7 protein-coding genes are annotated in these 12,246 nt (G+C 67.9%); 5 read left to right on the top strand and 2 right to left on the bottom strand.

What is annotated here, in order from left to right; all coding sequences use genetic code 11:
- Positions 1-5: 5 nt before the first annotated feature.
- Entirely contained in the window at positions 6-389 is a 384-nt protein-coding gene (locus WDN01_13660; protein MEJ0027069.1) for a hypothetical protein, read from the bottom strand.
- An 87-nt stretch (positions 390-476) separates the two neighbouring features.
- Here WDN01_13660 and WDN01_13655 point away from each other — a divergent pair, with 87 nt between their 5' ends.
- The 4 genes from WDN01_13655 to WDN01_13640 all read left to right on the top strand — a co-directional run bounded on the left by WDN01_13655 (position 477) and on the right by WDN01_13640 (position 10,591).
- Positions 477-1,793, top strand: coding sequence for a metallophosphoesterase (locus tag WDN01_13655; GenBank protein MEJ0027068.1), 1,317 nt, complete (start codon positions 477-479; stop codon positions 1,791-1,793).
- A 132-nt stretch (positions 1,794-1,925) separates the two neighbouring features.
- On the top strand, positions 1,926-6,815 hold the full coding sequence (locus WDN01_13650) for an alpha-2-macroglobulin (GenBank protein ID MEJ0027067.1): 4,890 nt from the start codon (positions 1,926-1,928) through the stop codon (positions 6,813-6,815).
- A gap of 141 nt (positions 6,816-6,956) precedes the next feature.
- Positions 6,957-9,059, top strand: a complete 2,103-nt coding sequence (gene pbpC / locus WDN01_13645; GenBank protein MEJ0027066.1) for a penicillin-binding protein 1C — start codon at positions 6,957-6,959, stop codon at positions 9,057-9,059.
- Positions 9,060-9,268: 209 nt separating this feature from the next.
- Positions 9,269-10,591: an MFS transporter gene (locus WDN01_13640; protein MEJ0027065.1), complete on the top strand. Its 1,323-nt coding sequence runs from the start codon at positions 9,269-9,271 to the stop codon at positions 10,589-10,591.
- A 66-nt stretch (positions 10,592-10,657) separates the two neighbouring features.
- Here the strand turns inward: WDN01_13640 and WDN01_13635 are convergent, their stop codons facing one another.
- Positions 10,658-11,929, bottom strand: coding sequence for a lytic murein transglycosylase (locus WDN01_13635; protein ID MEJ0027064.1), 1,272 nt, complete (start codon positions 11,927-11,929; stop codon positions 10,658-10,660).
- 176 nt (positions 11,930-12,105) lie between these two features.
- Here WDN01_13635 and ykgO point away from each other — a divergent pair, with 176 nt between their 5' ends.
- Positions 12,106-12,231, top strand: a complete 126-nt coding sequence (gene ykgO, locus WDN01_13630) for a type B 50S ribosomal protein L36 (GenBank protein ID MEJ0027063.1) — start codon at positions 12,106-12,108, stop codon at positions 12,229-12,231.
- The last annotated feature ends 15 nt before the right edge of the window (positions 12,232-12,246 follow it).

Raw genomic sequence — 12,246 nt, 5'->3', positions numbered from 1 at the left:
CGCGATTATGGCGTGCGCGGCGCAGGCGCAAAGCGCGATGCGACGAACAGGCCGAGGCTGATGCACCATAGCAAGGCGCCGACGCCGAGCAGCGGGTGCAGCGAGTTGGAGGTCGTCTCGTCCATGCCGATGAAATAGCCCAGAAGCATCAGCCCGCAGCCGACCGCGAAGGTCATGATGGAACCCACGAGCAGGCCGAAACGGGGATTGGACGGCGGGTTCGCCGCCGCATTGCGCAGCGCTTCGAGCGTGGCGGGATCGAGTGCGACCCCTTTGTCGATCGCGGCCCGGATCGTCTTTTCGCGATCGGCGGACCGAATGATGCCCGATACGACACCGGCGACGCTGACGCCGAGGATGAAAAGCCAGAACCAGTCGACGTGAAACATAGTGGAGCCTGCAAGATCAGGGTTTCACGGACGAGATGCTTGCAGCGGCCGGTTTGGATGCAGGGGGAATTGCTGCATAATCCGCCGATGAAACATTTTGTCGTTCTCGCACTTGCGGCATTGCTTGCCGGGTGCGTGCGGTCGGTGAACACCGAGCCGCCGCCGACGGCCGTTTCGGGGCCCGCGCCGGCGCCGGGCGGCGGGGCGACCGCGTGGGTCCAGTACGCGCCGGGCGGCGGTGCGGAGGTGCGGGCGCTCGATCTTGGCGGCAAGGGCTGTCCGGCGGCGACCGTCGACGGACAGCCGCTGGCGTTGGCTTTGCGCGCCGCAGCGAGCAAGGACTTCCCGGCCATCTGCGCGGCGCTGCTGCCGGCGCAGGCGCGGTCGCTTTCGGTCGGCGGCCAGGCGCTGGGCGTGCCGGTCGACAACCCGCAGCGCATCCTGGTGCTGGGCGATACCGGCTGCCGCATCAAGGGCACGGCGCTGCAGGCCTGCAACGATCCCAAGGCCTGGCCCTTCGCGACCCTGGCGAAGGCCGCCGCGGCGCAGCATCCCGACCTCGTCCTCCATCTGGGCGACTACCTCTACCGGGAGTCGCCGTGCCCGGAGACCTTTCCCGGCTGCGCCGGCTCGCCCTGGGGCGACAACTGGGCGGCCTGGGACGCCGATTTCTTCACGCCGGGCGCGCCGCTGCTCGCCGCGGCGCCCTGGATCGTCATCCGCGGCAATCACGAGGACTGCTTCCGCGCCGGTCCCGGCTTCCTCCGGCTGCTGGGTCCGACCGCCTACGATCCTGCGGCGCCGTGCAACGGCCATCTCGATCCCTATGCGGTGCAGGCCGGCAGCCAGACCATCGCGATCATGGACAGCGCCAGCGCGCCCGACACGTCGGTCGATCCGCAGCAGGTGCCGCTGTTCGAGAAGGACTTCGAGGCGCTGAAGGCGATGGCCAATGTCGGCGCGGGGCGCGAGTTGTGGCTGGGAACGCACCGCCCGCTCTGGGCCGCGATCACCTTCATGGGCCTGCCGGCGGGCGGCAACGCCACCATGATCAAGGCGGCGGGCGATCTTTCCGCCTTCGCCGCGATCTCGCTGATGCTCTCGGGGCACATCCACAGCTTCGAGGCGATCAACTACAGGGCGAAGGTTCCGCCCCAGATCGTCGCCGGCAATGGCGGCGACAATCTGGACGTCACGCCGCTGGACCTGCGCGGCACGATATTCCAGGGCGACTCGGGCGTGCATGTGAAGACCGGGTTCTCGGTGCGCGGCTTCGGCTTCATGATGCTGACGCGCATGACGGGCAACGAAGGCTGGACGATCGAGCTCTACGATTCGGAAGGACATCCGATCAAGCAATGCGCCTATCAGAACCGCAGCGTGTTCTGTCCGAGCCCGCGCTGACGCGTTCGCAAAACATTTTCGCGCCATCGCCCAATTCGACAACATCCCGCCTTTTTCGGCGCCGAATGTTTGCATCGTCGCATCGCGCCCGTGATAGGGTTCGCCATACGTTGTCAGTTCCGGGGGAAACCAGTGGACAATAAGCGTTTTGTGATGATCGGCGGCGGTATCCTCGCCGTCGTCGCGGTGGTGACCGGCGTGCTTTATTTCCTCGGCGGCAAGAACACGCCGCTGGGCAGCGGCTTCTTCTCCCGCATCGCGGGCGGGCTTTCCTCGGTCACCAGCAGCGTGACGCCGGCGCAGATGGCCGAGGCGCCGTTCTTCGCCTTCCGCCGGCTGGAAGTCGACACCACCAAACCGCAGGCCGAGGCCTGCCTGGTCTTCACCCGCAGCCTCGATGCCTCGGGCCGGACGCACTATGAGGACTATTTCTCCGTCGATCCGTCGACCAAGGTCGCGAGCCATGTCGTCGGCGACCGGCTGTGCATCGCGGGCCTGGACTTCAACAAATCCTATCAGGTGACGCTCAAGAGCGGCCTGCCGGCCGCGACCGGCGAGAAGCTGAGCGAGGACGAAACCGTCCCGGTCGAACTGCGCGACAAGCCCTCGCTGGTGCGGTTCTCCGGCGGCATCGTGCTGCCGCGCGAGAACGCCGACGGCGTGCCGGTCACGACGGTCAACATCGCCAAGCTCCGCCTCAAGATCATCCGGGTCGGCGACCGGCTGCTGTCGCAGATCGAAAGCGGCACGGTCGACCAGACCACGCTCTATTCCTGGAAGGACACCGACCTGGAGAACAGCCAGGGCGCGCTGGTCTGGCAGGGCACGATGGACGTCGCCAACGTCAAGAACGATTCCGTCACCACCCTGGTCCCGATCCGCGACATCCTGAAGGGCAAGCCGCCCGGCGCCTATGTGCTGATCGCCATGGACGCGGCGCAGGACGAGACCAAGGACTATTACGACGAAGGCACCATCGCCGCCCAATGGGTGGTCGATTCCGATATCGCCGTCACCAGCTTCCAGGGCGCCGGCGGGCTCACCGTCTTCGCCCGCTCCTATGCCAGCGCCAAGCCGCTGAGCGGGGTCAAGCTGAACCTCGTCGCCAAGGACAACAACGTCCTCGCCACCGTGACGACCAATGGCGACGGCCGCGCCGATTTCGCGGCCGGCCTTCTCCGCGCCACCGGCGGCGATGCGCCCGTCGTGGTGATGGCCTATGGCGCGGGCGGCGATTTCAGCTTCCTCGACCTGCGCCGATCCGGCTTCGACCTGACCGATCGCGGCGTCAGCGGGCGCGAGGCGCCCGGCCCGATCGATGCCTTCGTCTATACCGAGCGCGGCGTCTACCGCCCCGGCGAGACGGTGCAGTCCACCACCATGCTGCGCGACCGCATCGGGGCGGCGATCAGCTCGGTCCTGACCCTGATCGCGACAAGGCCCGACGGGCTGGAGGTCGCGCGCACCACGGTTCCCGCCGCCGCGTTGCAGGCGGGCGCCACGACCTGGCCGCTCAAGCTCGGCAATCGCGCGCCGCATGGACGCTGGCAGATCGCGGCCTATATCGATCCCAAGGCCGCGCCGGTCGGACGGGTGCAGTTCGACGTGGCCGATTTCGTGCCGCAGCGCCTGAAGGTGACGCTGACGCCCGAGACCAAGGTCGTGAAGCCCGGCGAAGACATCAAGGTCCGTACCGACAGCCGCTTCCTCTATGGCGCGCCGGCCTCCGGCCTGACGGGCGAGGGCACGGCCAAGATCGAGGCCGACGGCACGCCGTTCCCCGAATACAAGCAATATCAGTTCGGCCGCGTCGACGACACGTTCGCCGCCGTCGACGTGCAGATGACGGTGCCCGAGACCGACGCCAACGGCTCGACCGAGGCGACCGGCACGATCGGCGATCTCGCCGACACGACGCTGCCGCTGAAAGCGAGCGTGACGATCTCGATCCACGAGCCGGGCGGGCGCACCACCGACAAGAATGTCGAGATCCCGGTGCGCACCCATGACGCGATGATCGGGCTGCGTCCCGATTTCGACGACGGTTCGGTGGCGGAGAACGCCCGCGCCGGCTTCGAGGCCATCGCGGTCGACGGCGACGGCAAGCGCGTCGCGCTGTCGGGCCTCACCTATTCCTGGGTGCGCGAGGACACGACCTATCAGTGGTATCAGAAAGATGGCTCGTGGAAATACGAGGCGATCACCCGCGACCGGCTGATGACCAGCGGCAAGATCGACGTCGGCGCCGGCGCGCCGGTGAAGCTCGCCCAGAACTTCCCCTATGGCTCCTACCGCCTGACGATCACCGATCCGAAGTCCGGCACGGCGTCGTCCTATCGCTTCTATTCGGGCTGGGCGGCGAGCTCCGCCGGCGACCGGCCGGACCGCATCCCGGTCGCGGCCGACAAGCCCTCCTATCGCGCCGGCGAGACGGCGCATGTGCAGATCAAGCCGACGGCGAACGGCAAGGCGCTGGTCGTGGTGGCCGGCGACAAGGTGTTCTCCTCCCAGGTGATCGACGCGCCGGCGACCGGCGCCAGCGTGGACGTGAAGGTCTCGGCCGATTGGGGACCGGGCGCCTATGTGCTCGTGACCGACTACCGGCCGCTGAACGAGGCGACGGGGCATGAGCCGGTGCGCGCCATCGGCCTTGCCTGGCTGCAGGTCGACAACAAGGACCGGACGCTGGCGGTGAATATCGGCGGGCCGCAGAAAGTGACGCCGCGCCAGAAGATCGTCATTCCGGTGGCGATCGCGGGGCTCGCGAGCGGCGAGCAGGCCTATCTCACGCTGGCGGCGGTGGACGAGGGCATCCTCCAGCTCACCGATTTCGTGTCGCCCAATCCCAACGACTATTATTTCGCCAAGCGCCAGCTCGGCGTGACGATGCGCGACGACTATGGAAGGCTCATCAAATCCGAGAAGGGCGCGGTCGGCGCGATGCGCGAGGGCGGCGACAGCTTCGGCGGACGGCCACTGGCCGTGGTGCCGACCCGGACGGTGGCGCTGTTCTCCGGCCTGGTGAAGGTGGGTGCGGACGGCAACGCCTCGATCGCGCTCGATATCCCAGACTTCAACGGCGAATTGCGCCTGATGGCGGTGGCGATGACCGACACCAAGCTCGGCCATGCCGACCGGCCGCTGACGGTGCGCGATCCCGTGGTGGCGGACATCGTGTTCCCCCGCTTCCTGGCGCCCGGCGACCATGCCGCCGCCGCGCTCAACATGAACAATGTCGAGGGCCGGCCCGGCACCTATGTCGCGACGCTGACCGCGTCGGGACCGGTCGGCCTGCCCAATGGGGCGCATCAGACGGTGGTGACGCAGACGCTGCGCCTCGGCCAGCGCGTGCTGGTGCCGATGCAGCTCGACGGCACGGGGATCGGCATCGCGACCATCGCGCTCAATGTGAAAGGCCCGGGCGGGTTCGCGGTGAATCATTCCTGGCAGATCGAATCGCGCGCGCCGCAGCTTGACGTCGCCCGCGACGAGACGGTGCCCTTCGCGCCCAAGGCGACCTATACCGCCAACGGGCAGCTGGTCGCCGACCTGATCCGCGGCACCTCGACGGTCGGGCTGACGGTCGCGGCGGCGCATGGCTACAGCGACGTGCCGGGCCTGCTGAAATGGCTCGACAAATATCCCTATGGCTGCATCGAGCAGACGACGAGCCGCGCCATGCCGCTCCTGGTGTTCAACGACCTGTCCGACCTCGCCGGCCTGCCGCGCGACCAGGCGCTTCGGCCGCGGGTGCAGGATGCGGTCGACGCGGTGCTCGACATGCAGAACTATGCGGGCAATTTCGGGATGTGGGCGCCGGGCTCGGACGCCGATCCGTGGATCAGCGTCTTCGCGCTCGACTTCCTGACCCAGGCCAAGGAGAAGGGCTATGTCGTGCCCAACGACGCCTTGAAGCGCGGCTCGAGCTGGCTGCGCGGCACGGCGGCGAGCGATTCCAACTCCGACAACACCCGCGCCTATGCGTTCTATCTCCTGGCGCGGTCGGGCCAGGTGAACCTGTCCGACCTGCGCTACTTCATCGACACGCGCGGGCCGGAGATGAACACCGCCATCGCGGAGGCGCTGTCGGCCTCGGCGGCGGCGCAGGCCGGCGACCGGGCGCGCGCGACCTACGGCTTCAACCGGGCGCGCGACATCGCGCTGAAGGGCCAGCCCTTCACCTATCCGGTCGGCGACTACGGCTCGCTGCTGCGCGATGTGGCGGGTTCGACGGCGCTTGCGGCGGAGAACGGGCAGCCGGACCTCATCCCGGCCCTCCTGAAGAAAAGCGCCGAGCTCGACTCCTCGCTCAACGACACGACCACGCAGGAAAAGGCGTGGATGCTGCGCGCCGCCTATGCGCTGACGCGCCAGACCGTGCCGCTGAACATCCTGGTCAACGGCCAGCCGGGCGTGCCGCGGGCCGGCGCGATCCGCCTGTCGCCTTCGCCGGCGCAGCTCAGCTCCGGCATCACCTTCCTCAATCGCGGCGATGCCGGGGTGTGGCGCACGACCTCGGTGCAGGGCACGCCGGCGGCGCCGCTGCCGGCGGAGGCGAGCGGGTTCACCCTCAGCAAGACCTATTGGACGATGGGCGGCACGCCGGCCGACCTGGCACATCTGCACCAGAACGACCGCGTGATCGTGGAGGTCACCGGCCAGATGCAGCACAACACCTATCGCCAGATGGGCGTGATCGATCTGCTGCCGGCGGGGCTGGAGATCGAGATGCCGCTGGGTTCCGAGGACGGCAAGCCCTACGCCTTCCTCGACACGCTCTACGACACGACGATGGCGGATGCGCGCGACGACCGGTTCGTCGCCGCCTTCACCATCGGCTCGTCCTATGTCAGCGACGAGGACAAGAAGAAGCCGGAGCCGCAGCCGATCTTCCGCATCGCCTATGTCGCGCGGGCGGTGACGACGGGGACCTTCGTCCTGCCGGCGGCGGCGGTGATGGACATGTACGCGCCGACGATCCACGGCCGCACGACGATGGGAAGCGTGACGATCGCGCCTTGATTTCCTCCGCCGCTGTTGCGGGGGAGGTGCCGAGCGAAGCGAGGCGGAGGGGGTCGGCGCTGATAGCATCCGCCCCGTCGGCCCCCTCCACCGCTTCGCGGTCCCCCTCCCCCGCAAACGCGGGGGAGGAAAGAGCTGACAATGAAATCGAGTCTTCAACATAGCTTTTTAACCGCCCTCTTCGCCGTCTTCGGCATTGCCTGCGCCGTCGCGACCGCCGATGTCGCCAATCCGCCGGACATGACGCGCGCGATCCGGGTCTCTCCGGAGGTCGTCGATCGGCGTGGCGTGCCGCTGCGCGCCTTCCTGACCGACGACGGCTATTGGCGGATGAAGACCGACGTGCGGGACGTTTCGCCCCGCTATCTCGCCATGCTGATGGCCTACGAGGACAAGCGGTTCTACGATCATGCCGGCGTCGATCCGATGGCGGTCCTGCGGGCCGGGCTGCAATTCGCCGGCGCCGGGCACATCGTTTCGGGCGGCTCGACGCTGACCATGCAGGTCGCGCGAATCCTGGAGCCGCCGAAATCGCGCGGCATTTTCACCAAGCTGTTCCAGATGATGCGCGCGCTCCAATTGGAGGAGCGCTATTCCAAGGACGAGATCCTCTCCTTCTACCTGACGCTGGCGCCGTTCGGCGGCAATCTCGAAGGCGTGCGCGCCGCCTCGCTGTCCTATTTCGGCAAGGACCCGGCGCGGATCGATCTCTCCGAGGCGGCGCTGCTCGTCGCCCTGCCGCAATCGCCGGTGAAGCAGCGGCCGGACCGCCACGCCATCCGCGCCGCCAAGGGCCGCGACAAGGTGCTCGCCCGCATGGTGCGCGAAGGGGTCGTGACCCAGGGCGACGCCGATGTGGCGCGGCGCGAGGGCGTGCCCTTCGCGCGCCAGGCGATGCCGCTGACGGCGCCGCATCTCGCGGTTCGGCTCAAGCTTCGCGATCCCCATGCCACCCGCATCGTCACGACGCTGGACGCCGACCTGCAGGGCGCGGTCGAGCGCATGGCGGCGAACGAGCAGCCCTATTTCGGGGAAGGCACGGCGCTCTCCATCGTCGTCGTCGACAACCGGACGCGCGACGTCCTCGCCTATCTGGGCGGCGTGAACTATTGGGGGCCGTCGGGGCAGATCGACCTGGCGCAGCGCTGGCGCTCGCCGGGTTCGGCGCTCAAGCCCTTCATCTACGGCATCGCCTTCGACAATCTGATCCTGCATCCCGCCTCGCTGATGACCGACGCGCCGACCATGTTCGGCGACTACGCACCCAAGGATTTCGAGGGCAGCTTCCAAGGCGCGGTGTCCGCGACCGAGGCGCTGCGCATGTCGCTCAACGTGCCTGCGGTGATGGTGCTCGACCGCGTCGGACCGCTCGCCTTCACCACAACGCTGGAGAATGCCGGCGCGCGCCTCGCCTTCCCGGCCGGCGGCGAGGCGCCGAGCCTTCCCGTCGCCCTTGGTGGCCTGGGAATCAGCCTGGCCGACATCACCATGCTTTATTCTGGCATCGCCGACGGCGGCGAGGCGCGCGGGTTACGCTACGTTGCCGGCGCGCCGGATGCGCCGGATCACCGCCTGTTCGGGCCGGTGGCGGCGTTCTATCTCAAGCAGATCCTGCGCGGCGTATCGCTGCCCGATGGCTGGGCGATGGGGCAGGGGATCGACCGCGCGCGCCGCATCGCTTTCAAGACGGGGACCTCCTATGGCTATCGCGACGCCTGGTCGGTCGGATTCTCCAACGACTATACGGTGGGCGTGTGGGTCGGCCGCGCCGACGGGTCGCCGCGCGCCGGCCATGTCGGACGCGAATCCGCCGCGCCCATCCTGCTCAAGGCCTTCGAGCTTCTGCCGGCCGACCGCCATGCCGACGATCCGCCGCCGTCCGGTGCCGTGCTCACCACAGCGAACGACCGATTGCCGCCGTCGATGCGCTTCTTCCGCCGCGAGAGCGCGCCGGCGCCGGCGCGCGAGACCAATGTGCCGCCGCCGACCATTGCCTTTCCGCCCAACGGCACGGTGGTGCCGCTGCCGCCCGACGACGCGAAGGACAAGAGCGTGGTGCTCAAGGCCGATGGCGGCAAGGAGCCGCTGACCTGGCTAGTGAACGGCCAGTTGATCGGCAACTACACGCGGTTCCAGCCGGTGCTGTTCACGCCCGACGGCGAGGGCCTGGCGCGCATCACGGTGGTCGATGCGCAGGGGCGGAGCGACACCGCGCAGGTCAGGTTCAAGAAGGCGAAGAGCTGAGGGCGCCTTTCCTCCCCCGCGTTTGCGGGGGAGGTGCCGAGCGCAGCGAGGCGGAGGGGGGTTGTGCGGGGCGGCAGGCCCCCTCCGTCACGCCTTCGCTTCGCTACGGCGTGCCACCTCCCCCGCAACAGCGGGGGGAGGAAAACACATTGCTACCTTGCGCCGCGCCGCCTTGACCCCGCCGCGCAATTGCGGTGCTTAGCGCCGCTATGCCCGATGAACACCCCACGGCCTCAAGCAGCGAAGCGGTAGGCCGACATAGTGTCGTCCATATAACCACGCATGCCGAGCGGCGGCGCGCTTTCGCCATCCTGTTCGTCAGCCTGCTCTGCATGGGCGCGGGCCAGACCGTGCTGTTCAATATCCTGCCGCCACTGTCGCGGCAGCTTCACCTGAGCGCCGTCCAGACGACCAGCGTCTTCGCGATCTCGGCGGCGATCTGGGTGGTCACCGCGACCTATTGGGGCAAGAAGAGCGATCATTGGGGGCGCAAGCCCGTGATGCTCTTGGGCCTGCTCGCCTTCGCAGCGTCTTTCGCGCTGTTCGCCAGCGTGATGCTGGCCGGGCTGAAGAGCTGGTTGCCGGCCGTCGCGATCTTTCCGCTGATGATCCTCACGCGGTCGATTTACGGCACCTTCGGCTCGGGCACCCAGCCGGCGAGCCAGGCCTATGTCGCCGACCGCACCACGCCGCAGGAGCGGCTGAAGGGCGTGGCGACCATCGGCTCGGCCTTCGGGCTCGGCACCGTCGCGGGGCCGGCCATCGCCAGCCTGTTCACGCCGTTCGGACTTCTGGTGCCCTTCTATTTCATCTCGGGCCTCGCGCTCGCCAGCGCCGCCACCATCTGGTTCCTGCTGCCGGAGCGCACACTGCCCAAGGCGCGGCGGGTGGAGAGCACACCCTTCAAATGGCACGACCGCCGCGTGCGGCCCTTCGCGATCTTCGCCATCGGGCTTTCGACCGCGAGCACGGTGCCGATCCAGACCATGGGCTTCTTCTTCATGGACGTGCTGCACGTCGCGCCGGAGCATGCCGCGCAATACAACATGATCGGCCAGCTCGCGACCTCGCTGGCGGCGCTCTTCGCCCAGCTCGTGGTGGTGCAGTATGTGCGGCTTTCGGCGCGGGTGCTGACCAATTGGGGACTGGGCGCGGCCCTGGTCTCGACCCTCGTCTTCCTGGTATTCGGCAATTTCCTCGTCCTGGTGGTCGGGCTGGCGCTGTCGGGCCTCGGCTTCGGCATGGCGCGGCCGGGATTCACCTCAGGCGCCTCGCTGTCTGTGGCGCCGCATGAGCAGGGCGCAGTCGCCGGCATCATCGGCGGCGCCAGCGCCATGGGCTTCATCGCCGGGCCGCTTATCGGCTGGATGTACGAATGGTCGCCTTACGTGCCTTATGCTTTCGCGGCGGCGCTGCTGGTCGGTCTGTTCGCCTATCAATGGCTGTCGCCGGCGCTGCGCAATGCCGGGATCGTGCCGCCGGATGTCGAGATCATCGAGGAGGATATCGAGACGCCGGTGGCGAATGCGTAAATAAAAACAACGACTTAACGAACTTTCGGCAATATAATTGTTTTCGAGCTCGGCGCGTCGCCGGGATCAAAGTCCCTTTTGTTTCGCCTCCGTCAGCACCTGCGCCAGCACCGCCATGGTCGGGAAACCGTCGGCGGGGAGGCTGTGCGCCTTCTGCCAGAGCCGCAGCGCCGCCTTGCCGTCGTGCCCGATGATACCATCGATCTTGCCGGGATTGTAGCCGAGCGTGGTCAGGCCGTTCTGCAGCGCGATGCGCTCGTCATGCGACAGGGGCTCCTCGTCGCGCGGCCAGGTCGCGACGATGGCGGGCCGGCCGGCGATCAGGTCGGCGAGATAGCATACCGCCAGCGCATAGGACGCGGCGTTGTTGTATTTCAGGATCACCTTGAAATTGCCGAAGGTCATGAAGGCCGGCCCGCGCGCGCCGGCGGGCAGATAGATCGCGCCGGCGTCCGTGTTGGCCGGCAAGGCCGTGCCGGTCGCGGTGGTCACGCCGAGCTTGGTCCAATCGGCAACCGGCTTGGTCGTATCGCCGTCCGCCAGTTCATAGGCGAAGGCCGCGGGCAGGCGGACCTCATAGCCCCAGATGCGGCCGCGCTGCCAGCCATCGGTCGACACTTCGACGGCCGCGCTCGCGAGCGCGTCGGCCGAGGAGTGCCACAGGTCGCGCTTGCCGTCGCCGTCGCCATCCACCGCGCTTTTGAGGAAGGTCGTGGGAAGCATCTGGAGCTGGCCGAAGGCGCCGGCCCAGGACGACACCATCTGACCCGGGTCGAGCTTTTCCTGCTGCATCATCTTCAGCGCGGCGAGGAGCTGGGTCTTGCCGAAATCGCTGCGCGGCCCGTCATAGGCCAGCGTCGCCAGCGCCTCGAAGATGTTGAAGCTGCCGAGCGCGCCGCCGAAATCGGTCTCGTTGCCCCAGAGCGAGACGAGAATCTCCTTCGGCACGCCGTATTTCGCTTCGACGGTCGCGAGCGCCGCGGCCTGCGCTGCCAGCGCGGCCCGTCCGTCGGCGACGCGGCGGGGCGAGGCGGCGGTGTCGAGATAGGTCCAGACCTGCTTGACGAATTCCGGCTGCGCCTCCGTCAGGGTCTCGATCTTGTCGTTGCGCTTGATGCCGCCCATCGCCGCGTCATAGGTCGCGGGCGCGATCCCGGCGGCGAGCGCGGTGGCGCGGAAGTCGACGACGAATTGGGCGAATTTGACGTCCTGGGGCGACGGCTTGGGCGGAGCCTCGGCACGGTGGCCGGCGCGATGAGCGTCGACCGGCTCGACCGTGGCGCAGGCCCCGACCAGGCTCAAAAGCGCCGCCAGACCCAATTGGACACCGGTTCTCATCACACGCTGCATCCCCATTCGCCCGAAGCGGGCGGAATACCATAGTAGATCGTGGTGGAAAGGCCGGAATGTGGCGGAATCCCTGGGTTTTCTCCCGGTTGACAGGAAAAGGGGGGCCGCATAGCTTCCGCGCCTCTTTGCGGGGCCCTGTGGCCCGTTCTTAAGGCCATAAGACCATGAAAGTTCGCAATTCCCTCCGCTCGCTCAAGAAGCGCGACAAGGACTGCCGCGTCGTCCGCCGCAAGGGCCGCGTCTATGTCATCAACAAGAAGAACCCGCGTTTCAAGGCGCGCCAAGGCTAAGCCCGCGCCGTGCTA

It is taken from the genome of Rhizomicrobium sp. (genome assembly GCA_037200985.1).
Classification (GTDB): Bacteria; Pseudomonadota; Alphaproteobacteria; order Micropepsales; family Micropepsaceae; genus Rhizomicrobium.
Note: the sequence above shows the minus strand (reverse complement) of the source record. Positions and strands in the feature narration are given on the sequence as shown.

Excerpts from the sequence above, each read along its gene's own strand:
- WDN01_13660 (MEJ0027069.1), bottom strand. The coding sequence starts at position 389 with ATGTTTCACGTCGACTGGTTCTGGCTTTTCATCCTCGGCGTCAGCGTC.
- WDN01_13655 (MEJ0027068.1), top strand. The coding sequence starts at position 477 with ATGAAACATTTTGTCGTTCTCGCACTTGCGGCATTGCTTGCCGGGTGC.
- pbpC (MEJ0027066.1), top strand. The coding sequence starts at position 6,957 with ATGAAATCGAGTCTTCAACATAGCTTTTTAACCGCCCTCTTCGCCGTC.
- WDN01_13640 (MEJ0027065.1), top strand. The coding sequence starts at position 9,269 with ATGCCCGATGAACACCCCACGGCCTCAAGCAGCGAAGCGGTAGGCCGA.
- WDN01_13635 (MEJ0027064.1), bottom strand. The coding sequence starts at position 11,929 with ATGAGAACCGGTGTCCAATTGGGTCTGGCGGCGCTTTTGAGCCTGGTC.
- ykgO (MEJ0027063.1), top strand. The coding sequence starts at position 12,106 with ATGAAAGTTCGCAATTCCCTCCGCTCGCTCAAGAAGCGCGACAAGGAC.